The 23,441-nt window shown below is 57.9% G+C and carries 18 protein-coding genes and 1 pseudogene; 4 read left to right on the top strand and 15 right to left on the bottom strand.

Annotated features, from left to right (window positions below; all coding sequences use genetic code 11):
* Positions 1-210 (top strand): annotated as a pseudogene (locus tag B7444_RS16945) (hypothetical protein); the annotation flags it as partial.
* Here B7444_RS16945 and B7444_RS11215 read toward each other — a convergent pair.
* The 5 genes from B7444_RS11215 to B7444_RS11195 are packed head-to-tail and all read right to left on the bottom strand — an operon-like array spanning position 194 to position 7,320.
* Positions 194-1,474 (bottom strand): acyl-CoA dehydrogenase family protein, encoded by a 1,281-nt coding sequence (locus B7444_RS11215; protein WP_007283292.1) that lies wholly within the window; start codon positions 1,472-1,474, stop codon positions 194-196. The pseudogene B7444_RS16945 and the gene B7444_RS11215 overlap by 17 nt on opposite strands.
* A gap of 31 nt (positions 1,475-1,505) precedes the next feature.
* On the bottom strand, positions 1,506-2,786 hold the full coding sequence (locus tag B7444_RS11210) for an MFS transporter (RefSeq protein ID WP_007283291.1): 1,281 nt from the start codon (positions 2,784-2,786) through the stop codon (positions 1,506-1,508).
* A gap of 4 nt (positions 2,787-2,790) precedes the next feature.
* Positions 2,791-3,810, bottom strand: a complete 1,020-nt coding sequence (locus B7444_RS11205; RefSeq protein ID WP_007283290.1) for an ABC transporter substrate-binding protein — start codon at positions 3,808-3,810, stop codon at positions 2,791-2,793.
* The gene (locus B7444_RS11200) at positions 3,807-4,883 is read right to left on the bottom strand and encodes an amidohydrolase family protein (RefSeq protein WP_007283289.1); all 1,077 of its coding nucleotides are present in this window, start codon (positions 4,881-4,883) and stop codon (positions 3,807-3,809) included. Before B7444_RS11200 ends, B7444_RS11205 begins: the two co-directional genes overlap by 4 nt.
* Before the next feature lie 16 nt (positions 4,884-4,899).
* A complete protein-coding gene (locus tag B7444_RS11195; RefSeq protein WP_007283288.1) occupies positions 4,900-7,320 on the bottom strand; it encodes a TonB-dependent receptor in 2,421 nt (806 codons plus the stop codon).
* 142 nt (positions 7,321-7,462) lie between these two features.
* On the opposite strand from B7444_RS11195, the gene B7444_RS11190 reads away from it, so the two are divergent.
* The gene (locus B7444_RS11190) at positions 7,463-8,968 is read left to right on the top strand and encodes an aminotransferase-like domain-containing protein (protein WP_035729298.1); all 1,506 of its coding nucleotides are present in this window, start codon (positions 7,463-7,465) and stop codon (positions 8,966-8,968) included.
* Positions 8,969-9,539: 571 nt separating this feature from the next.
* Here B7444_RS11190 and B7444_RS11185 read toward each other — a convergent pair.
* The 6 genes from B7444_RS11185 to exbB all read right to left on the bottom strand — a co-directional run bounded on the left by B7444_RS11185 (position 9,540) and on the right by exbB (position 16,052).
* Complete coding sequence (locus tag B7444_RS11185; RefSeq protein WP_007283285.1) at positions 9,540-10,748, bottom strand: HupE/UreJ family protein; 1,209 nt, start codon at positions 10,746-10,748, stop codon at positions 9,540-9,542.
* A gap of 3 nt (positions 10,749-10,751) precedes the next feature.
* Positions 10,752-12,638, bottom strand: coding sequence for an adenine deaminase (locus tag B7444_RS11180; RefSeq protein ID WP_231502793.1), 1,887 nt, complete (start codon positions 12,636-12,638; stop codon positions 10,752-10,754).
* Between the two features lie 480 nt (positions 12,639-13,118).
* On the bottom strand, positions 13,119-13,859 hold the full coding sequence (locus tag B7444_RS11175; RefSeq protein ID WP_035729300.1) for a siderophore-interacting protein: 741 nt from the start codon (positions 13,857-13,859) through the stop codon (positions 13,119-13,121).
* Positions 13,860-14,062: 203 nt separating this feature from the next.
* Positions 14,063-14,884, bottom strand: a complete 822-nt coding sequence (locus B7444_RS11170; protein WP_007283281.1) for an energy transducer TonB — start codon at positions 14,882-14,884, stop codon at positions 14,063-14,065.
* Between the two features lie 11 nt (positions 14,885-14,895).
* A complete protein-coding gene (exbD, locus tag B7444_RS11165; protein ID WP_007283280.1) occupies positions 14,896-15,330 on the bottom strand; it encodes a TonB system transport protein ExbD in 435 nt (144 codons plus the stop codon).
* Positions 15,331-15,338: 8 nt separating this feature from the next.
* Positions 15,339-16,052 (bottom strand): tonB-system energizer ExbB, encoded by a 714-nt coding sequence (exbB, locus tag B7444_RS11160; RefSeq protein WP_035729302.1) that lies wholly within the window; start codon positions 16,050-16,052, stop codon positions 15,339-15,341.
* A 236-nt stretch (positions 16,053-16,288) separates the two neighbouring features.
* Here exbB and B7444_RS11155 point away from each other — a divergent pair, with 236 nt between their 5' ends.
* Complete coding sequence (locus B7444_RS11155; protein ID WP_007283277.1) at positions 16,289-16,972, top strand: Fe2+-dependent dioxygenase; 684 nt, start codon at positions 16,289-16,291, stop codon at positions 16,970-16,972.
* Here B7444_RS11155 and B7444_RS11150 read toward each other — a convergent pair.
* The 4 genes from B7444_RS11150 to B7444_RS11135 all read right to left on the bottom strand — a co-directional run bounded on the left by B7444_RS11150 (position 16,969) and on the right by B7444_RS11135 (position 21,572).
* Complete coding sequence (locus B7444_RS11150; protein ID WP_007283276.1) at positions 16,969-17,190, bottom strand: hypothetical protein; 222 nt, start codon at positions 17,188-17,190, stop codon at positions 16,969-16,971. The genes B7444_RS11155 and B7444_RS11150 overlap by 4 nt on opposite strands.
* Before the next feature lie 37 nt (positions 17,191-17,227).
* Complete coding sequence (locus B7444_RS11145; RefSeq protein ID WP_035729305.1) at positions 17,228-17,983, bottom strand: tetratricopeptide repeat protein; 756 nt, start codon at positions 17,981-17,983, stop codon at positions 17,228-17,230.
* An 81-nt stretch (positions 17,984-18,064) separates the two neighbouring features.
* Entirely contained in the window at positions 18,065-20,392 is a 2,328-nt protein-coding gene (locus B7444_RS11140) for a TonB-dependent receptor (RefSeq protein WP_231502796.1), read from the bottom strand.
* A gap of 232 nt (positions 20,393-20,624) precedes the next feature.
* Positions 20,625-21,572 carry a LysR family transcriptional regulator gene (locus B7444_RS11135; RefSeq protein WP_007283271.1) on the bottom strand — a complete coding sequence of 316 codons (948 nt, stop codon included), beginning with the start codon at positions 21,570-21,572 and terminating at the stop codon, positions 20,625-20,627.
* A gap of 191 nt (positions 21,573-21,763) precedes the next feature.
* Here B7444_RS11135 and B7444_RS11130 point away from each other — a divergent pair, with 191 nt between their 5' ends.
* Positions 21,764-23,428 (top strand): MFS transporter, encoded by a 1,665-nt coding sequence (locus B7444_RS11130; RefSeq protein WP_035729307.1) that lies wholly within the window; start codon positions 21,764-21,766, stop codon positions 23,426-23,428.
* Positions 23,429-23,441 lie beyond the last annotated feature (13 nt).

Raw genomic sequence — 23,441 nt, 5'->3', positions numbered from 1 at the left:
CCTGATGGCGTGAGTTGCCGGGGGCCCAAGCAATACAGGGCCCGCAAGCTGGTCAACGGCCAGCGGATCATCAGAGCATTTGACACCGCCCGCCTCGCCCGTGCCTGGCTCGAGGAAACCTCGGTCAAAGTGCGCGAAGGGCGTCATATCGACGTCCGGGCCCTCGACGGGATCGTGCTTCGAACACCTAATTTTACACACTGGCTTTGAAATGAGTTGGAAAAATCAAGGGGGTGCCGTGCAGGGCGTGCTGTCCAATGACGCGGCGGGCCAGGACTTCCGGATCATGGGACGAAAGCGTGCGGACGTCACGCCAGTACTGATCGAAATCGGCGCTCCATAAGGTTCCCCTCCCCCCGGCGAGTTCGAAAATGCGCGGTGTGATTTCAAGGGCCGTCCGGGAGGCGAATGTCCGCAGTGACAGGGTTTCGAGAGCGATGTTGCCGCGTTCCTCGTCCGTCAGCTCTGCCCGACGCCTCCAGGCGGCCTGCACGCTTTCTATCACCCTTTCAAAATAGGCTTGCGCCGCTTGGGCCTGCACCCAGTACTGCCCGAACTCCGCCTGGATGAACGGATCATCCGCGGAGACCGATGCCCCGCCAAAGGTTCCCTGACGTCGGCTTTCCAGCGTGTAGTCCCGGATGCGTTCGAGGGCGCCCAACGTGCGTCCAATGAAGACGGCGGAATAGAAAATGGCGCCGAAACTGGCCCAGAGCGGGAGAGGACCAGTCTGTTTGGGGCCATGCGACCAGTGCAGGACGTCTTGTGGCAGGATCCTGACATTCTCGAATTCAATCGTGCTGGAATCCGCTCCACGGAGGCCGATCGGGTCCCAGTCTTCGTGAAATGTCAGGCCTTCCCGGTTCGTCGGGATTGCTGCGTAGATATAACGGTCCCGGTCGGGATGGATGGCCAGAACAGTCGTGATTTCAGCAAGAGGCGCACCCGTATTCCATTTTTTCGTGCCGCTGATCGTGAAGCCGCCATCAGGGTGATGCTCCGCCACGAACTCCTTGTTCACATATTGCGTGACGTTCCCCCACAGCCAGCGAGCCTGTGTAGAACGTCTGACGAAACTGGCGTTCTGACCCGTGTAGTCGGTGAGCAGCGGCACGAGCGAATTGTAGAAGTGAAACCCGAGAAGCGCTGCCGTGGAGCCATCGACTTTGGCGATTTCCAGAACGCTGCTGGCGGCCTCGCGCAGGGTACCACCCCCGCCCCCAAGTTCGGCGGGATAGAGCAGACTGACGATGCCGCTTTCACGCAGACGCCGGATCTGATCGACAGGTGACGTGCGCTCATGATCGCGCTCCACGGCGCCCTTCCGGAACTCTCCGGCGAGGTCGCGTGCGCGCACCACCCAGTCCTTTGGATAGGCCTCAGCCGTGACGGGGCGGGTTGCGGCGATGCGTGCGTTTCGGGCAGCGGTTTCGGAGGACGGAGAGGCGGGAGACTGGATATTGAACGTGTTCATGAGTGTGAACCCTCAGACAGAAAAACGAAAATCAGGATGCGCGGGTGCGGAAGGCGTGAAAGCTCAGCCCGATCCAGAGCACGGCCGCGAGTGCGTAAAAGGCCGGTCCGACGAGAACGGCATGGGCAAGGCCGAAACGGTCTGACAACAGGCCGAGGAGCCAGGGCGCAAACAGCCCCGAAACGCCGCCTGCGACCATCGCGCCGAAAGACCCGGAAATGGTGCGGAGCGAGACCGGAACCGTCTCGATCAGCAGGGTTGTCAGGCTTCCCGCCGTGGCCCCGAAAGTCACGATCGCCAGCAGGCTGAAAACCTCGCAGAGAGGCAGGCTGGCGATCGTGAAGGCAACGAAAAACAGACCGGAAGCCAGCAGGGCGCTCGCTGCGAGGGACGCGGAAATGCCCCAGACTTTCCCAGCGAGAAAGCGCCCGGTAAGCCAGCCGCCCACCGGACCGGCCGGCAGCGTGACAAGCAGAACGCAAAAGGCGAAGCGCGTCGCATGCAGGTTATCCAGACCATGCGCCCGGTGCAGGAAAGCCGGCAGCCACATCTGTGCGGTCATCATCCCGGAAAAGAACAGGCACAGCGCCAGAAGATGTGTCACATAGGGGGCGATCTTCAGCACGGAGAGCTGCTGCTTCCAGCCTGTCGGGGCTGCACTGGTGCTGACATGACCGTCAGCGTGACCGGGGGCGGGTTCCGCAACCCAGAGCAGCAGCAGGGCGAGCACAAGGCCGGGCAGTCCGGTCAGGAGAAAGGCGCGGTGCCAGTCGGCATGGGCCGCAATCCAGCCGCCAATGCCGAACGCCAAGGCTGATCCCAGCTTATTGCGCAGCATGAACAGCGAAAAGACAAAATTGCGCTCCCTCCTGTCATACAGGTCCGCCAGCCATCCGGGCGCAATCCCCTGATAGGCCGCGATGCCGAAATTCGTGAGCGTCCGCCACAGGACAAGCGTGGCTAGACCCGAGGCAAAGGCGCTTCCCGCAGAGGCGAGGCTCCACAGGATGATGGACCCGATCAGGACGCTCTTGCGACTGAAGCGTGAGGACAGGGCCGCGAAAAGCGGCGCACCGACGACGCCGGCGATGGTCGAAATGGAGGCAACACTGCCGAAAGCCGCATCAGACAGGTGAAGGTCTTCCTTAATGGGCGTCAGCAGTCCGGCGAGGATCATGCCGTCCATGGCGCAGGTGGTCCCTGTCGCGAGCAGCAGGATGAGCGCCCAGCCGCGCGAGGCGCGAACGCGCTCCGGGATCGTGGACATGGCAGCTCCAGTCTCGGCGGAGAAGGGCAATGAGGCGTCGGACATGGGCTCAGATCTCCGCGTTCAGGGCCTGTCTCTGGCGATGCAGGACCGTGGCGTCGGCAAGGATGGAGTAATCAATCCAGCTTTCGAGATCAAAATCATGCTCGATGAGACGATGCCGCAGCAGAAACTCTTTCTGGGTGGCGAGCGAGGCGACGTAATCATCGTTCAGGTCGAGGCGCACGCCCTGGGGGATGTTCTCGTAAACGGCGGCCAGTGTCTCCGGCGCCTGACCGAGATCCCCCGCGAGCGTCCTGAGGGCATCCAGCGGAGCCCGCGCGGCCCGCTCCGAGGCCTCGATCAGCCGCTCGACGATTCTGACGACCAGATCACGACGCTCGTCGAGGAGGGCCTGACTGACGACCAGCCCGCGCAGGACAGAGGGATGCACGCGCTGGATGCGCTCGGGCGCAAGACGTGTGTCGTAAACCACGTTGAGCTGCGGGTAAAAGCCGCCATCGGGCGGAATGGACGCGGCGACGGCATCGACTTCCCCGGCCTCAAGCGCCTCCAGCCCCTTTTGAAACAGCGACAGGAGGAAGCCGCCTTTCGCGGCTCCGGGACGGAAGCGCGGGAGATAGACCGGCTCCACATCGTTCAGGGACAGGCCGGCCGATTGAAGGGCGCTCTGATAGATTTTGAGCTGCTGGGCGACCATCAGATCGAACGGGCTGTCGGGGTTGTGAAAAACCGCGACGCGGCGGCCTTTCAGGTCCGCCGGACTGGCGATGCCCGCGCCGTGCAGCGCCAGAACGGGATAGCGTCCTTCGAGAAAGGCCAGCCCGACGACCTTGCAGGCCACGCCCAGACTGCGTTTCCACACTGCCGGGGCATGACCGGCATTGCGCAACCACAACCGGTCCGCTGGCGCATAGTCCAGCTTGGGCGAGAAGCCGACGGAGCTGAATTCGAAATCCACATCTGCGTCGTTGCGGAATTCTTCTTCCAACAGGCCCTGCGCCTGTGCGAGAGCTGTGACGGTCGGGACGGAAGGGCAGCGGGTATAATGAATGACAGGGCGCGTCATGATGCTGTTTTCCTGAATGACGCCAGATGTGCGGGGAAGGCATCGTGGCGGGAGAGAAGCGACAGGGCATTTGAGGACAGGACGGCGTGCCGGCTGTCGGGATCGGTGGCGGTTGCCGCGCGGACGCGGTCGAGCGTGGGGCGGATATCAGGCAGCGGGGCGTAATCCGAGCCGAACACGATGCGCTCCGACCCCAGCACGCGGATGGCTGCCGCCACGGCGGCACTGCCGCTGCCCGCAGCCCCCGTATCGAGCCAGATCTGGCGGAAGTGGCGACGCAGGGGACCGGCCTGGATGCGGGGGGAGACTTCGGCCTGTTCGGCAGCCAGAGCCCCGAGGCCGCTGCCGCCGAGCATGGCGATCTGAAGCGTGACATCGGGGAACGGGTCGAGGAAATCCGTAAAGGCCAGCGTCGCCACGGCGGAGGCGAAATGAAAGCCGTTGTCGATAACCCAGCGGAGTGCCTCGTTATCCCCGTGGAGGATATCGGGCGGCTGTCCCGTGATGACGGGATTGGCGAAACCCGTATGCAGATAGATATGGCTGCGATGGGCCTGCGCCACCTCGAAAATCGGCCGAAACTGTTCGGCGGAGGCCCGGGAAAAGAAGCCGTTGACCGGCAGGACGCCGCCGATCAGTCCCAGCTTTTCATGAGCGCGCGCCAGTTCGCTCCGGGACCAGTCGAGATCGCTTGTGCTGAGGGCCGCGACGGCGCTGAAGCGGTCGGGGTTCTGACGCACCAGAGCGGAAGTTTCGTTGTTCCAGCCGGTCCAGAGATCCAGCGTGTCCGATGCCCCAAGCGCGGCATCGACGCCGAGGGTCGTAGGCCAGGAAATGAGCTGATGCACGATCCCGGCACCGTCCAGATGATCGAGGCGGGCGCTGATATCCGTCCATTGCGGGCCGAGCGGGAACGGCGCGCCGGTTCCCGCACCCGCGCCCCTGCGCCAGATGGTCAGATCGTCGCCCAGTCGGCCGATGCGGGGCGCTTCGGACCGTCGGCCGAGGATGTCGAGGGTGGAGGGCGCGAACCAGTGCGCGTGCAGGTCAATGACAGGGAATGAAAGGCTCATGACTGTGTCCTCTGGCTCAGAAGAAATCGACGCGGGCGGAGAGGAGAAACATGCGCGGCGCGCTGTACTGGTAGGTGAAGGTCTGGCTCGTTGCGGAGTACGGCAGGACCTGCACGAGGTAGCGGTTGCCCGTGATGTTCGTGACGATGCCGCTCAGTTCCCAGCGGCTGTTTCCGGGGCGGAAGGACGCATGCACGTCACCGAGCCAGACGGGAGACTGTTGCAGGGCCGAGGCTTTCTCGTTTGAGACGAGGTAGAAATAATGCCCCGTATAGTTCCAGTGCGTGCCGACCGAGCCGTCTCCGATCCGGGTTCTGAAGTGGTAATCGACGGAGATATTGGCGGTCTGGTGCGGGGCGCGGGCGAATTCGTTGCCTGTGAGGTCCGTGGCGCCGGTGGCACTTGCGGGGGCCGTGAAATCCGTGAATTTCGTGCGCAGGATGCCGACATTGCCCGAGACGGTCAGATCATCCAGCGGGCGGGCCTGAAATGCGACTTCGCCACCATAGGAAATGCCGGATGCGGCGTTGGTCAGGGAAATAATGGTTGATTTCGTAGCGGCGTCCGTCGCGGTCCAGGAGACCTGGATATTGTCGTATTTGGAGTAAAATCCATCGGCGCTCAGGGTCAGGCGTTTGTCGAACCAGCTTCCCTTATAGCCGCCCTCATAGGACGACAGGGTTTCCGGATTGACGGGGGCGGCTTTCTGAAGGGGTGTTCCACCGCGATTGACCGGATTGGGCGTGATCTGCGTGTTAAACAGTCCGGAGCGGTAGCCGTCGGCGATGCGAACATAAACCATCTGATTCTTACCCAGCAGGACCTGCGGCTCCACCTCGTAGCTGACATTCGACCAGCTCCTGCCGCCATGATAGCTGTCGATCCCGACGAGCGATGACGTCACGTTTCCGGCGTTCCACCAGTTTGCGGGATTGGCTGAAAAAGAGACGGGCGACAGGCCCTGCCGGCTCTCAAGATCAAGATGCAGATGGTCATGCGTCCAGCGGACACCCCCCGCGATCTGGAACCATTTGGTAACGTGGATGGTCGTATTACCGAACAGTGCGAAACTGTCCGTGGTCTGGGTGTAGTTCGTGGCCGCGAAACCGGGCTGGCCGATGATGGCCGGGGTCGTGACCGCGCCGGGAGGGAGCGTCGCGGTGGCGTAGCTGTCTTGCAGGTTTTCGTGGAAATAATAGGCACCCGCAATCCAGGAAATGCGCCTGTGCGCGTCCGATGCCAGACGGAACTCCTGACTGACCTGCGTGGGATGCAGCTTGTCGTAGGAACGGCTGAATTCCTGCGGCGTATAGTCCCCGTCCCCGGACTGGCGGCGCTGGGCATTTTCGAAAGCCGTAATTGACGTGAACGCCAGCCCCGCCCCCGGCCGCCATGTTGTGTGCAGGGATGCGCCTTCCGAAACGAGCGCCTGTCGGCCATTGACGTTGGTGTTCGTCAGATCGCGGCTGCCGGTTTTCAGCGGAGAATAGACCGAGGTTCCCGACACGCTGTAATAGGGAACATTCGTCCCCTGCATGTCGCGTACATGAAGGTTGAGAAGGAATTCCAGCCGGTCACTGGGACGCCAGAGAGTCTGGAAGCGGGTGGCGAAATCACCAAAATTTCCGACCCGCTTGTTGCTTTGCAGGTTCCGCGCCCAGCCGTCGGAATTCTCATAACGGACGGAAAGACGAGTGGCGAGCGTCTTGCTTATGACCGGGGTATTGAGGACGAGTTCGCCGCGTTTCTGGCCGTAATTGCCAAAATCCACCTGCGCATGACCGTCATTGCGGAAGGTCGGGCGCAGGGAGGTGAACTGGATGGCCCCGGCTGTGGCGTTCTTCCCCCAGAGCGTACCCTGAGGACCATTAAGGACCGCCACCTGCGCCTGATCGAAGAGCGGGAAGCCCTGGAACGCCAGACTGTTCAGATAGACATCGTCGGCATAAAGCGCGACGGCGCCCACCGCGTTGTTTGCGACGTTTCCATTGCCCACGCCACGGATATAGTAACGCGGACGCAGACGGCCATCGAAATTATAGCCCAGCGCATTGGGCGCGAAAGCCGCGATGTCGGCGGCGCTGTCCAGATGCTGCCGCGCGATGGTCTCCGCGCTGATAGCGGTGATGGTGGCGGGGACTTTCTGGATATCCTGCGCGCGCCGGTTGGCCGTGACAATGACCGTCTCCACGCCCGAGGGGCGGTGTGCAGGCGTCGCTTTTCCAGCCACGGCATGGCGAAGCGGCTTTTTCCTGTCGGGAACGTCCTGGGCGTGTCCCACGGCTGCGGAAAAACCCAGCGCCACGGTCACAAAAACAAGCGTCTGGCCGCCGGCAGGCGTACCCATGCCTGCCCTGCCCCGGCAGACACAGCCCGGCACGCCCGGAAACAGACGATGCACAGTACGAAGCGCTGCTGAACGGACAAAACCAACCACGACGTGAGCTTTCCTGCTAAATTACACCACGAAGTGATAGAGTGAGAATCTTATTTAACGATAGATACGGATAGTATAATTTCAATGGGTACGGTTATCACTATTATTTTTAGTTTTTAATGCCGGAGAAAAGCCTGTGGTGATGTTCCTGCCGTTTCTTGACCGGCAGTCTGGCGAAAGCCTTCAGAAACAGATCGTGCGACAGCTTGCGGCTGCAATCAGCAGCGGAACCCTGCGACCGGGAGAACCCCTCGCGGGGATCAGGGAATGCGCCACCAACTGGGGCGTTTCACGCAATACCGTCATGCTTGCACTCGAACATCTGGAGGCTGAGGGCTATGTGGAAAAGCGCCCGTCACGCGGCACTTACGTCCACCAGACTCCGCCACACTCTTCTGAAGCGGCGGCCGAGACGATCGCTCTGGCCGAGCCGGACGATATTACGGGCGCAGACAGTGTTGGCTCCCGTCCCGAACGGACATTCGCGGACCAGAACCACAGTGATTTTTCGTCAATTAATTTGGCCGGGCAAGTCAATCTGGGCTTCGGGAGCGACCAGCCAGTCTATCGGTCCCTTGAATGGAAACGCACCATCCAGAAGCTCTTCCAGTATGAAAACTGGAAGAGCGGGGGCCAGTTCCAGTCTAATGCCGGCCTGCCTTTCCTGCGCAATACGCTTGCCCGCTGGCTGACAGCGCGCCATGGAACCGCCGTGGACGAGCGGCAGGTCATTATCATTTCCGGCCTTCAGCAGGCGCACTCGCTGATCGCACAGGCGCTCCTGAGCCCGGAGATGAAAGTGGCGCTGGAGGCACCGTGCTACATCGGGAAGAGGCTGCTCTACGAAAAAATGGGCATGGGGATCGTAGACATACCCGTCAATGGCAAGGGCGTAGGCATTGCGGGGATGGACCTGTCGGATGTTCAGCTGCTCTGCGTCAATCCGGGCTGTCAGGTTCCCACGAACGCCACGCTGTCCCTTCCCCGTCGCCGCCAGCTTCTCGCCCTCGCAGCCCGGAACCGGACCCCGGTGTTCGAGGAATCGATGTTTGATTTCCTGACGCTGGACGGAAAGTCCGTCCCCTCCCTCCTCTCTCTCTCGGGTGGGAAGACTGTCATCCATGCCGGGCTGTTCGCACCGGCGCTCGGTGGAGGCATGATGCTGGGTTACATGGTGGTTCCATGGCCGCTACTGCCTGCCGTGCTCGACACCAAGCTGATTACCGATAACGGGCTGCCATGGCTCGAACAGGAAGCCCTGGCACGCTTCATGGATGCCGGTGATCTGGACGAATTCCTCAAGCGCCGGCGGATGACCCTGATGCGGCGGCGCGATCATCTCGTCAGTGCCATGCAACACCATCTGGGGGAGTTCCGGATTTTCAATGCCCGACAGGCCCCCAGAATAAGCTGGTTCCTCCCCGCAGGTGTTCCTGACAGCGCGACCTATGTCAGCAAGGCGCGCAAACTGAACCTTCAGATTCCCGGAGACTACCCCCTGCGTTCAGCCACGGATCCGCTAACCACCGACCCGGCGTCAGCGGATTTCAGGCGCCTCATCTCCCACGGATATGGCGAACTGGCGGAGAGTGGGATCGAGCAGGCCGCGCAGCTCATAGCGCAGGCTGCGACCGCATCGTTTGTATAGGCCTCGCAAATCTATGGGTTAGGGCCTGTTAGAGCATAATCCGATCAATCTGGTTCATATCCAGCGGCGATGAAGCAAGTGGCGGCCTGACGATGGGAGATATCGTCAATCGCCCCACATACCGCATCCTGAAGAGCATCGAGGGTTCGGGGCGACACTCAGCTATCGATCTTCAAGCACAAACCGGACTTTCTGTTGCCCCCGCCTTGCGGACATTATGTTTGCAGATTGACATTTCGAACATTCAATCGATCACAAGATAAGAAAATGATTTCATTCAAACGATATCAATAGGTTCCAGTTCTCGGTTTCATTGCCGTTGGCACACCAAGCTTTACGATGATTTAGAATTTTCTAGGTCATGTAATAAGCTGATTTTGATCTTGGGTTGAGATCAAACAAGGCGGATTAAAAATCCATCATAGCTAACGAAAATATAGCTTTCGTTTGAATGCCTTGAGCTCTGTCTTTCCTGACAGGGCAAAATAAGCCTTGGGACCCTATTCGTCAGCGTATCCGCTGTAAGAGCCGCTTTTCTTGCATTCAAGCGTGATTGCGGCGCTAGTGGCTCTCAGAAGAACAGATGATACGCAAGAATACGTTGACAGGCCCAGAACAGACCAATAGCCGCAATGACAAGCGATCCCGGAATTGCAATCCGGCTTCTGAACCATGGGCGTTTTCTGAACCATCCGACCGCCAGAGTGGCCAACAGGATGATAAAGAGCTGCCCTGCATCCACACCCAGGTTGAATCCCAGCAGGGCACCGATGAAATCCCGTTTGGGAAAGGGGACTTCGCTCAGACTACTGGCAAAGCCGAACCCATGAATCAGGCCGAAAGCAAAAACAACCAATAACCTGGCTATTCCCAACCGGGGGCTAAAGACATTTTCCAGCCCCACGAAGGAAATTGACAGCGCAATGGCCGGCTCCACGAAGCGGCTGGGAAGCTCGAAAATTCCATAGGTCGAAAGAAACAATGTTGTGGCATGAGCAACTGTAAAGACCGTGGTCTGCGAAAGCAGTTTTCGCCAACTGATCCCGAGGAAGAAAAGCCCGAGAACGAACAGGATATGATCTGTTCCTTCGGGGACAATATGTTTGAATCCAAGCTTCAGATACACCGGAAGCTGTTGCCACCACGTCAACGCATCCGGATCGAAACTGGCGGGTTGATCTGCGTGGTGAGCAGGCAGTTTGCCTCGATAATCGAAGGCCAGGCTTTCATGTTGGCCAGCATCCAGCCAACGGGTTTGAGTGAAATGGCGCTCGGGAAATTGCAGTGTGTAGGCGACCGGATAGTCGATCTGCGCGCCCAACGGAATCCGGAGCTGTAGAGGGCCGCCATCCGCGGGTAGAGGGATATTGAACTGGAAATGTGCGGGCTTGTCAGCCGCCAGGTCCATGTATTCTTCGCGGCTCTTGACGGAAAAAACATAGCTTACAAAAGTCGCATGCAGCGGACGCTGCCCAGCGAAAAGCGGCAATACCTGCGTAATACGTTCTGCAACATGCCGAACTTCTACCTCATGCTGCGGGCCAGTCCCGGTCGCCAGAGCATAATAACGGCCGGGATCACCAAGCAGAACCGTCAGATCCATGTCGATCATGACAGTTGCCGCATCTGGCCGATCCAGCGATACCAGAACTCTCGTCATGGATTCAGGATCGGCCTCGGCGACAGGGGCAAACCCGAACAGAGCCGTAAAAATAATGATACGGATGATGGACCTGAAGGTGAGGCTGATATTCTTCAGCCCCCCGTAAACCTCACCCATACCTTACCAGACTGTCGGCATTGTCTGCCCTGTCTGAAGAAGAACAAGCCCGCTTGGATTGCCAGGATACGGAACAACCAGCCGCCATGTGAACGGACTGCAGGTAATCATGGAAATCAGAAGTCTCCGCGGGTAGCCGGGCGTCCCGATCCACTCCAGAGTGTCAGCCTTGGCATAAACGTTTTCCATACTTGCCGCTGCCTCCTGGATGGGTCGGCTTGTCATCAGGCCTGCAATTTCCAACTGCATTTCGGCAAGAACCTTTCCGTGGGACACCATCACAATGCCGCCCTTGAGTTCGGCAATGCGATTGACAGCCAGCGCCATGGCCTCGTCACTCGTTCCCATGACGGTAATGTTGTGGAGGTCATGGGAAACGGATGTGGCAATCGCACTATCCGGCGTCTTCGGACCATTTCCTGTCCAGAACATCTTTCCCAGACGTCCCTGCCCCATGTAGCGATCCACAGTCGCCACCTTGATGATATCATGGGCAATGTCCCGCTGAACAACTCCATTCACAACAGGAAGCGTTGCCGTTTTCTGCACCGGGTCTGTGTAAAACGGGGCCTGAATTGCGGCTGTAACCTGCGTTGTTTTCCCATTGGGAGCAAGAATTTCGAAATCTTTTGCCGTCAGTGTTCTGCCAATGTGGATCGTATCGGAAGCCCAGGATGGCCATGTAATTTTAGGAACCGGCAGCAGGTATTTCCCGTCCTGAGCTGCCAATTTTCCATTCGCGAAAACATATTTGATTTTGACGTCTGGAACCGAAGACAGAAGAACCACGTCCGCGTAGCGACCTGGCGTAATTGATCCGACAATCTGATCCATATGACCATGCTGCGCCGGGTAAAGGCTGGCCATGGCATAGGCCGCCTCCACCGGAGCGCCCATCTTGATGGCCAGCCGAATGTGATAATTCATTGTCCCCTGCTTCAGGGTGTCGGCAACATTCCGGTCATCTGTGACAAGGGAAACATTGCTCCAGCTCTTCAGCCCCTTGCCAACGAAATAGGGGACAGCACGCTCGATATTATCGTCCCGCAATTGCAGGAATAATCCATGCTGGAGCTTGTTCCATGCCTCCTGTGGCAATCGGGTTTCATGATCGCTGGAAAGACCTGCACCCGCAAAGGCGTTGATCGTGTCCATGTCCCACAGTCCGGCGCCATGCCCGTCAATCACACCACGATTATCAAATGTTGCCTGAATATTCTCCCAGATCCGCTGATGACCTGGATGAGAGGGGTTGGACACCGCAGGCCAGTCCATGACTTCATCCAGCCCCTGAACCCGGGGATTGTTGCGAATATTGTCTGCGATTTCCTGATAAGCGTAACTGCCACCGCCCTGCTCGAAAGCTGAAGGCGGCGTGGCCGATCCCAATGCAGGGAAAATTTTCAACGGGCTTCCGAGCCGTTCAGGCGTCAGCCAGAATTCGACGTTATGCACCCCGCTGACATTGGCGAATTCGTGTGAGCCCTCGGTCGTCCACGTATTCCCAAGGGGAATGACCAGTGCCGCCTCCAGTTCAGGCGACAACATCGAGCTTTCTATGTGTTTGTGGGATTCACCAAACCCCGGCACGGCAGGAAGACCTTTGGCATCGAAGACTGACGACGCATGCCCTTTCCACTGCCCTGCTGGGCCGACCCAGGCGATGCGCTGTCGGGCGATGACAATATCCTGCCCGTCTTCCCAGCTCAGAGTATAGACGTTCAGCACCCTCGCATTGTGAATCATGAGATCCGCCGGCGCCTGCCCCAGAGCAACCGCTACAAGAACCTGCCGTGTTTTGACCTCATCATTGAAGGCAATCGGATGAAGAACGTGACTCGCTGTTGGAACGCTGGCCGGCGCCCCGGTAGCCATTGCACAGGGGGGCATCAGGCCTCCGATGCAGGCGCAGGACAATGCAAGTATGTGACGACGCCATTGAGGCGAAAAGGAAAGCATCTTCGGTTATCCAGCCACCTAAAAAAGTGTCGGATTCTAGCGCTTATAATAACGATTTAGCAATGTTTTTGCGGTATGTTCTTTTGGAAAAATGGTGACGTTCTGGCGCATTCTTTATGCTGGAAATTCCCCCTGAATCTGAAACTTTTCGATCACAATTTTGCGTTACAGATCAGACATCTTTTGAGAGGGAGTATTTCGTTGTTTTCCTTCGCCTTTCAATCCAAAAAATTCTGATGAATAGGTATCACCTCTGGACTGATTGCGATTATTCCTCCCCCATGACGACGATGACGTTCCGTCCCGTATGAAGCAGGAAGTGCATCGGCGGCGATCCGCATACCAGCATGAGTCAACTCTTTTTCGATTTCCGCTATCTGCCCTTCCGGTAAAGCGTGGCTTTTTCCATTTTCAGCTCTTCGTCCAGTAACCAGATGCCTTGATCCACTGCGGCGAAATTCCGCGCTCATTTTCCAGAACATTCCGGATGGCCCGCGCGACAGATGCTTCCGCCGCAACCCAGATGAATGTCTGCGGCACGATCTGAATGGTCTTCAAGGCATGCAGAAATGGTTCGGCCTGATGCGCCTGTTCAACTGGACGATGAACCCAGACAGGCGTGTGGGACGCCTGCGTTTCGAAGTGCTGTTCTTCTGCCGCATCCGTCACTGCAGCCAGTGTCGTGACAGGCGTTCCGGCAGCCAGTTCTTCGACGCGTCTGCCGATGGCGGGAAGAGCCGTTTCGTCCCCGATCAGAAGCCAGTTGCGAATATCACCCGTAATGACGCGCGATCCTTTGGGGCCACCAATAGCCAAACGATCACCAGGCTTGGCATTGCGCGCCCAGTCCGCTGCAGGGCCGCCATCATGATCCACAAAATCCAGAACCAGCGTCCCTGCGGCCCGGTCGAACACCCGCGGCGTGTAATCCCTGCGGGCCATTTCGCCGTCAGCCTGCGGGACAAATATCTTGATATGATCATCCGGAGATACGCTGGGAAAATCCCGAAGGCTCTCATCCTGGAGCGTAATGCGGATCATGTGTGGCGTCACACGCCCGACGTCCACCACGATCAGATCACGGCGTTTAAGCGCGTGCATGACACGACGGATTTCCGGGGGAGCGATGGTTGTCATGTCAGTAACGGTCATCTTCTCATCCTTGAATTGCCCCTGAGCAAGGCATCTCTGGCAACGGGTCTGAAGACTGCATGACAACAGACGCACAGGCCCGGTACAGAGGCTGCCCGGTTCTGTGCGTTGATTGACGTTAACGCTTACGGAAGCTGGAGACGTCCAGTTTCGATGTCATCTCCAGCCACGATCTGACGGGAGCATTCCTTCAGCTTTTCCCTTTACTGGTCCTCGACGGAAAATTCGATAGGAACAGTAAGGGAAACTGTCGCACCTTCAATCTCTGCGGGTGGGGGCGGAAACGGTTCTGCCCGGCGCACGACGGCCAGTGTTTCTTCGTCAAGCAATGCAAAACCACCGCTCTTCCGGATCTTTGCAGACAGAACATGCCCGCGTCGATCCATGACAAAGAACAGAATGGGCGTGCCTTCCTGATGCTGCGCCAGAGCTTCTGCAGGGTAACGCTTGAAACGTTCGAGACGCGCCAGAATATCACCCTGCCAGGTCACAGGCGCGTTGCTGGACCGACTGGCATGAGACGTCGAAGCCGCGCTGCTGCTCTGGGACGGCGTGCTGTCCGCAGCGGGGAGCGCCGTCATTTTCTCGGCAACAGGCGCCTGCATCGGGATCGGTTTTACAGGCTGGGGAGGCGTTTTTGCTGTCTTCTTGTGAACCTTGACCTTCTCCACCTTTGGAACAGGCACGGGCGGATGCGGGGCCGGCGACGGCGGGGCATCAACCTGCTGCGGAGTATCCGGCTGCGACTCTGGCGGCGTGACCATCTGCTGCGGCCCGGGATCGACATCCTGTGGCGGGGCTGGCGCAGGGGTCGGCATGGGTGACATGTCAATCGCAATGGCCGGAGGAGGCGCGGCGCTTGGGGCTGCAACCGGTGACGGCGCATGCGTCACAGCCCACCAGAGTGCCATTCCTGTCAAAACAGCCATAGCGACACCGGACAGCCCCCAGACACGCACACTCCGCCGGTCTTCGGTCTGCTGATACCATTGGTACCAGTCCCGGAAGGATGTGGGTACGGACACGTGCGAAGAACTCACCGCCCTTCCCCTGCCTCCTGCCCCTGAAGGGTGACGAGAGCGACCTTGAGATAACCAGCTTTCCGAAGCTGGCCCAGCACGTCCATCAGCGCTCCGTAATCAACGGTTTTATCTGCCCGCAGGAAAATCCGCTCTTCCTTGTTGCCCTTGCTAGCCTTGCCAAGCGCATCAACGAGTTGATCCGAAGTAACGGCATCCTCCCCCAAAGCCAGCGTATGATCAGCCTTGACGGTCAGAAAAACTGGTTCATCCGGGCGAGGCGCAGGCGTTTCGGTGGAAGATGGCAGATCAACCGGAACGTTGACCGTCGTCAGCGGCGCAGCGACCATGAAGATTACGAGAAGCACCAGCATGACGTCGATAAACGGCGTTACATTGATTTCGTGCGCTTCCAGCACTGCCTCATCGGCATGACGGATATGAATGGCCATACCTGCGATTACTCCGCCGCAGCCATGAAGCGAACGACGTTTGCGTTCGCTGCAAGCGCCGCACGGGCCAGATCACGGGAGACCAGACGCATCACGAGCGATGTCAGATCTGCGACGCAGGCACGGCAGGCCGCCGTCTGACGGGCAAGATGGTTATAGATCACGACAGCAGGAATAGCGGCGACCAGACCGAGAGCCGTAGCCAGCAGGGCTTCTGCAATGCCGGGAGCGACGACAGCCAGACTGGTCGCATGAGCGGCGGCAATCCCTGTGAAGGATGACATGATGCCCCAGACCGTTCCGAACAGGCCGATGAAGGGGGACGTCGCGCCAATCGTGGCGAGAACGCCGGTACCTCTCATCAAACGACGGCCTTCGGCAGCTTCCAGACGCTCCAGATGCAAAACAATCCGCTCCTTGATGCCGTCACGATCGGCAGGAATATCTTCCGAGCGACGGCGCTCCGCCTCTGCGGCCAGGACCATGGCATGAGCAATACCCGCACCATCGCGCGTCCATTCTTCCCCCAGATGCAGCGTATCTGTGTCTTCCAGCGCCGTTTCTGATTTCTTGAGCTGTGTGCGCAAGCGAACCAGTTCCATCGTCTTGGCAATGAAGATCGTCCAGGTGACGACGGACGCAGCCGCCAAAAGCGTCATAACGCACCGGACTACCGGCCCGGCGCCAAGAAACATCTGCCAGGGGGAGAACGTAAGAGACATTACTGTGCCTGTCGGGGGCGACACGCTGCGCCCTCCTGTCTCGGGGTTGGACCATATCCGTTCTTCGCTGGATGCTGACGCAGAACGCGCGCAACCCCTGACACAAAACGCCACATGGATTGCAGAAATCCGCAAAGAGTTTTATGAACGATAATGAGAGTCATTCTTATTTACAAGCAGGATTTTGAACCGACCTTGAGAAAGGCCGCATCTCAAAACAAGGAAGCCCCGGAAACATGCTGATCCACGTCCCGAATGTTCTGTCCGGAGAGGAAGTCCGCTACTGCCGTGAACGCCTGGAGGCGGCGGAGTGGACGGATGGTCGCGTCACAGCAGGAGAGCAGTCCGCAAAGGCAAAGCTGAACCTGCAAATTCCTCAGGATTCAGACGTGTGCCGGGAACTGGGAGAGATCGTTCTGCGTGCCCTTGGCCGCAATCCCACTTTCAACAGTGCGGCCCTGCCCCTGCGGGTTTATCCGCCACTCTTCAATAGATACGACACCGGAATGCATTTCAACGCCCATGTTGATAATGCCATTCGTCCTATTCCGGGCGCAGGCTTCCGCATCCGGACGGATGTTTCCTCAACGCTGTTTCTGTCTTCCCCTGAAGATTATGACGGCGGAGAACTCGTTATTCAGGACACATACGGCAATCAGAGCGTCAAACTGCCTGCAGGCGACATGGTCGTGTACCCGTCGACCAGCCTGCACAGCGTCAATCGCATCACGCGCGGGAGCCGCTGGGCGTCGTTTTTCTGGTCCCAGTCCATGGTCCGGGACGATACAAAACGCGCTCTTCTGTATGATTTTGACCGTTCCATCATCGAAACCCGTAAGGCACTTCCCGATGATCACCCAGCGGTTCTGGGCCTGACAGCAACCTACCACAACCTTCTGCGGCAATGGGCTGAGCTTTAAAGCAGATTGCCCCGCTTCCTGAACGGGGCAATCGGTCTCACATCAATGTTTGTGAGGATCATGCTGATGTCCATGGCCAGAACATCATTCGGGGTCTCCGGAACGACTGCACCCCGATGGTCAACAGACACGCCGACAGGAGTAACTGGAGGGAGGCCAGCAATGAATGTGGCCTTCACAGGCTGCCAGCTCCCTAAAGTCAGCATCATCGGGAACATCGCGGCCAAGAGGCCCCATCCCCAACATCGGACCTCGCTACTCCGCGCACAGTCTCTCGGCAAACGAGGTCTGCTCCAATGGTGTTGAGACAATTTTGGGCTGTTCTTTCCCTGCAATCTGACGGATGGCCTGTGCTTTCACGGTATGCAGAACAGGATTTTCACAAACTCCGATCAGATCGATAATCGCTTGGCAAACATCCGGGAAACCGGATTTCAAAGCCCTCCGGAAACAGGACGAGGCAACAGAGACGTCCTGCTGTGTCAGCGCAAGACGTGCGAGATTCAGGTCTGCCCAGCAGTCTCCCCCTTCTGACGCGGCCTGAAAGAAGACTTTCGCGCCTTCCGGATCCGGCGCCTCGCAGATACCTTCCTCGTGCAGAAGCCCCAGCATGTTGAGAGCTTTCACATTTCCTTTTTCAGCAGAAGACACATAGAGCCGGTAGGCGCGCACGCGGTTCTTTGGAATCCCATCTCCCAGCAGCAGGAGGTCTGCCAGATTGAACATGGCCCACCCCTCTCCTGCCGCAGCCGCTGTTTCGAAATATGATGCGGCCTGAGCAGAATTACGGACGACGCCCCAGCCTCGCTCATAAGCACGCCCGAGCATGTTCACGGCAACCGGATGACCACTCCTTGCAGCAGCCTCGAAATATGGGAAAGCTTCCACGAACCACCCTCTATCCACATGCATTTGACCCAGCAGAAGCTGGGCCTGCACCTGTGGAGGACAGGATGCGGCTGGCTTTTCGTGTTCAGGAACAGGATCGTCTGACTGCCCGCGCGAAACCATGGTTATCTACCAATACTGACCAGAAAACCCTTCCGGCCATCTGACCGGAAGGGCTGAACGTTATTCTTCCTGAGCCAGGCCTTAGAAGTTGAGGCCGAAACTTCCCATGAACGTCCGTCCGGAGAGTGGAACCGCACGTCCTGTATTGAAGGCCGAACCATAATTCAGCTGGTTGGTCAGGTTGTTGGCGTTGAACTGCACATGATACCGGCCGTAGTCATAGGACACGATGCCGTTCAGCGAGAAGTTGTAAGGCATACGCGCCGTATTGGCTTCGTTGGACCAGTAACCAGAGCTGTACTGGGCACCACCGCCAACCTTCAGCGTCCCCTGGCTGGGTCGCAGAACCAGATGCGACAGGTTGTAGGTGCTCCACACCGAGAATGTGTTGTGCGGAAGCTGAGGCGCCTGATTGCCGTACAGAGTGGCGCTCTTCGTCACCTTGCCGCCCATATAGGCGTAGGTGGCATAGATATCCCAGTCCTGAGTGATCTTGCCAGTTGCACTCAGTTCCACGCCCCGGATGCGCCGTCCTGTTCCCGCATCCTGAAATCCTGTGATGATGCTGCCATCATCGTCATAGGTGTAGGAATTGTTCTGATTGATCTGGAACAGCGCACCCGTGACACCAAGGCGCTTGTTGAAGAAATCGAGCTTGCTCCCAACCTCGAACAGGTCGCTGCGCTGCGGCTTGAGATCCCGCCCATTATTTGCCACATCAGCGCTCGCCGCATTATTGGTGACGATGGACGACGCATCCGTTCCGACCGGCTTGTACGACCGCGCGAAGGTGAAATAAACGGTCGCGTCCTTGGTAATATCATACATCACACTGGCGGACGGACTGAACCTGTTCGAAGACTGGGACTGCGTACCCGCAGCAGCCGTAGTCGCACTCCAGAATTTGCTCTGATAACTATCCCACCGGAATGTTCCGAAAACGGATAGCTTTTTTGTCAAATGGATCTTGTCTGCCAGAAACAGGCCCAGATCCCGGAAATCCGTCATGCGGCGCCCTGTAGAAGGCCATGTGATATAGGTCGAGGGGGAAGAATAATACGGATTCCGGAGTGTCTGGGTGTTTGACCTGTTGACATAGGTCCCCATGCTCCGGTCGTCCTTGGTATAATTGATATCCACGCCGGCCCGGATGTCGTGCTTCAGAAAGCCAGTATTGAACTTCGATCGCCCCATCATGACATTCTGAATACCCCAGCCGTCCTGCTGATAGGCAATACCACCTCCTGCTCCGTAAGGCAGAGTAGGATTTCCTCCTGAGAGAAAGCTTGATGCGCATGTGCCAGAGCAAGAACTTGGTGTCGTTGCTGCATATTCACGGTGATAATGGCTAAAGCGCGTATCGTTGCTCAGGGTCAGCCATTTCGAAATTTCCGTCGCAAACTTCGACGTGACCATATGAATGTTGGAATTATCGCGGTCAAAACTGCGCGTATATGTCGTATCGCGATTAAGCCCATGTTCGGTAATCGGTGAATAGGTATTGCCGATCAGGATCATGGGAACACCGTAATCCGGCATTCCACGGCTACCGAGCCACTGATAATTCAGATGATAAGTGGTTTTTGTTCCGAGACCAAAGCCAAGATCAGCCGCTACGCCATAACGGTCTGACCGAACATTGTTGCGGTCAGCCACGTCCTGCTTGTTGTACATACCATTCACACGCAGAGCCGTATGCTTGCCGAGCTGGTAATTAACGTCCCCTGTCCCGCGATACTGCATTCCGCTCCCGATGGACTGATCGAAAGCATAATGATTGCCAAGATGCGCTTTTTTCAGCGTCTGGTTGATCACACCGCCAACGTTGCCGGCGCCGAAATATTCCCCGCTCGGACCTTTGACCACTTCGACACTGTCCGTGTTGAAAGTGTCACGCACATACGTTCCAAAATCCCGCAGGCCATCTTCATAGATGTCCCCACGGGCCTGCTGCCCGCGGATACGGAACTGATCGCCATTCATACCCCCGTTGCCTTCTCCCGTAGACATTGTGATGCCCGGAACATTGGCCAGGGCCTGATCCAGCGTGAACAGACGTTGCTGCTCAATCAGGGCCTTCGGAACGACGCTGATAATCTGAGGCGTTTCCCGCACGGTGTCAGGCATACGCCCAATATCAAGTGTGGTGTTATTCGTATTGGTGGGCTCCGGTACGGCAGTTTCAGCCTGTCCATGAACCTTGACGGCGGGAAGGCTGACTGAAGCGGTGTCGCTCGCAGTTCCGGCATCCTGCGCGTCTGCGTCTCCGGTTTCCGTCACGCCCAGCCCGGCTCCCAGAGCCAGGAGCGCCAGCTTCTGCCATTTCGCTGCGGAGGACTGACCAGCATCGGCGCAAACCAGGCCATCTTTCAAAGATCGCGGGCTAAAATGTTCGTTTTTCGAAGGCATGAAACCACCTGGACTGATTGGCCAACAGCATACAGACGAGACAGTCGCCAGCCTTGATCACCCGGAATAATCCCCCCGCCATCGCCGCATTCAACCAGACGGCATCTTCGGGAACTGCTTCCTCCAAGGCCATGCACATCACATCTGCATGCCGAAACTGGCGCTATCTTCCTCAGAACGAGTGCGAATGCAAATGATTCTCAATAATTACAGGCTGTATTTCTAAGACATTTTATGTCTGCCGAATGCGCCACAGTTCCTGCCGGACAGCATGATGCACGGTTTCTCGCAGCCAACGATGCAGCTGGTCCATGTCCACACGCGGATGCCAGGCCTGAAAAGGCCGCACCGGCGGCAGTTCGAACGGAAACTCGAAACTGTCCAAACCCATGCGTTCAAGAGGGAAACGCTCAATGACCGTTCTGGGCAATGGCAGAATGAGATCAGTCTCGCCAATGGCTGCGATCAGGGAATGGTATGTAGGAACAACCATCGCAATCCGGCGTGAAAGCCCGTAACGTTCCTTGAGAATCGCATCAATCGGCCCATTTGACCGTCCTTTTCTGGACACGCTCACATGGTCGTACGCGACCAGAGACTGAGGCGTTATCTTACCCTTCAGAATAGGATGCCCTTTCCGAACCAGGGCGCTAAACGATGTTTCAAACAGGGTCTGACGCATGATCTCCGGGCTCAGTTCATCCGTCGCCCCAATATAAAGGTCAATCTTGTTGCCGCGCAGAGCTTCGCTGGCCGTCCCCTCCGATTCCGGTGAGAACACAATCCGGCAATCAGGACACTCGTTTTGTAGCGCCTGAAGAATGGGGCGCCCGAATGCTCCCACCACAATATCATTTGCCCGGATGGTGAACTTTGGGGACATGGCTTTCAGGTTCAACGTAGCGCCATCATTGAGAAGATCATCCGCCTCCCGCACGAGCGTCTGCACACGATCCCGGATACGATTGGCAAAGGCTGTCGCCACCATGCGCCGCCCAGACATGACAAGGATCGGATCCCCGAATACGGTCCGCAAACGCGCGAGATGCCGGCTCATGGCCGGTTCACTCACCTTGAGACGGCGGGCAGCAAGGGAAACGCTTTGCTCCTCCACCAGCACCTGAAGATAACGCAGGAGATCCAGGTCATAACGGCGTCCGAGAGGCTGCTTGTCTGACATGGGGTGTCCTTCCTGTCTGCAAGGCGAAACATTCCCGTGAGCATAAACAGGAATAGTGCGGTCCAACATACAGAAATGAAAGGCTTCTCGATCAGTCTTCCGAAAAGTGGAACCCTCACTTATCCGAAGTGAGGGTTTTCTGCCCCCCGTCATGCCTTGATAGATGCGCTCAGACACCAAGAGAGCAGCTGATGGCACCACCTTCACAAACCGCAGCGCCCCCCGCGCAACCGTCCTATATGCCGCCCTTCGGGATGCGCACCCTGATCGGGTGTCTTGGCATGTTGCTGGCTGTCCACGTTGCGGGTTTCAACGAGCACATCACCGAAATCGGTCTGTCGGACATCCGCGGCGCCATGCATATTGGCCATGATGAAGGCACGTGGTTCATTTCGACATACGAAGCGTTCAACATTGCTGCCATGGCCTTCACGCCATGGTTCTACATGACGTTCTCGATCTACCGGTTTTCGATCTTCATGACGGCGGTTCTGGCTCTTCTATCCATTCCCCTGCCCTTCATGCCGGACATGATTTCCCTGTGCGTCCTGCGTGCCGCACAAGGGCTCAGCGCAGGATGTCTGCCACCCGTCCTCATGACCGTCATGCTCAAATATCTGCCACCCCCCATCAAAGTGTTTGGGGTGGGCGGATACGCCATGAGTGCAACATTCGGCCCCAATCTGGGTAGCCCGCTGGAAGCCCTGTGGTTCGAGCATTTCGGTTGGCACTGGCTGTACTGGGAGGTCATTCCCCTCAGTGCGATCGCCATCGCCATGATGGCTTACGGCCTTCCCAGGGACCCTGTGCATCTCGAACGGTTCATGAAGTTCAACTGGCGCGGCTTCTTCATTGGTGTGCCGTCCATTCTCTGCGTGGTCACAGTCCTTTATCAGGGCGACCGGCTGGACTGGTTTCGCTCTCCGATCATTTCCCATCTGACGTTCTGGGGCGGTGCGCTGTTTGTGGGCTTCCTGTTCCACGAATGGCATCATCACAGTCCGTTCTTCCGGCTTCAGTACTGGAAAAACCGGAACATCGCGATGTCTATGCTGACCCTTGTCGGTGTTCTGGTCATCTGCAGTCTGATGATACAAATTCCGTCCACATATCTGGCGGAAGTTCGTGGATACCGCCCGTCCCAGACAGCCCCTATCGCGCTGATGGTGGCCCTGCCGCAGCTCATCATGCTTCCGCTAACAGCGGCCCTCTGCAACATGCGATCAGTAGACTGCCGCTATCTGCTCGGCATTGGCATGAGCTGCCTCGGGCTGGCGGCGTTCCTTGGAACCTGGCTCACGCCGGACTGGGTGCGGGATAATTTCTATCTTCTGCAAGGCCTACAGGTCGTGGGACAGCCCATGGTGGTCATTCCCGTTTTGGTACTGGCAACCATGTCCCTCGGGCCGGCGGACGGGCCATTCATTTCCGGCATGGTAAACATGCTCAAGGGGATGGCCAGCGCCGTTGGTGCGGCTCTGTTTGCAATTCTGCTTCGACGACGCGAACAGTATCACTCCAACATGCTGCTGGACCGCTCCGGCAATAACGCGACGTCCCTGTCCGGCATGGGCAATCCGATCGAAGACGCGATCCAGAACACATCTCCAGATACCGCGCATGTCTCCCGGAATGCGTTGGCAATCTTCCATCACTACCTGCACGAACAGTCTGTCGTACTCGCTCTGGCCGATATCTATTTCGTCGTTGCGGTGCTGTGTGCGGGGTACGTCGCTCTGAATTTCATTCTTCCAAAACGCGTTTATCCGCCCGGCAAGGGCCCGGTGCCCAAGCCTGCTCCCGCTCCTGCCTCCACTCCTGTTCCGGCGGCTCCCCTCTCCGCCCCCGCACATTAAGATCCGGATATCT

The organism is Gluconobacter thailandicus F149-1 = NBRC 100600, from assembly GCF_000964465.1.
Classification (GTDB): Bacteria; Pseudomonadota; Alphaproteobacteria; order Acetobacterales; family Acetobacteraceae; genus Gluconobacter; species Gluconobacter thailandicus.
Note: the sequence above shows the minus strand (reverse complement) of the source record. Positions and strands in the feature narration are given on the sequence as shown.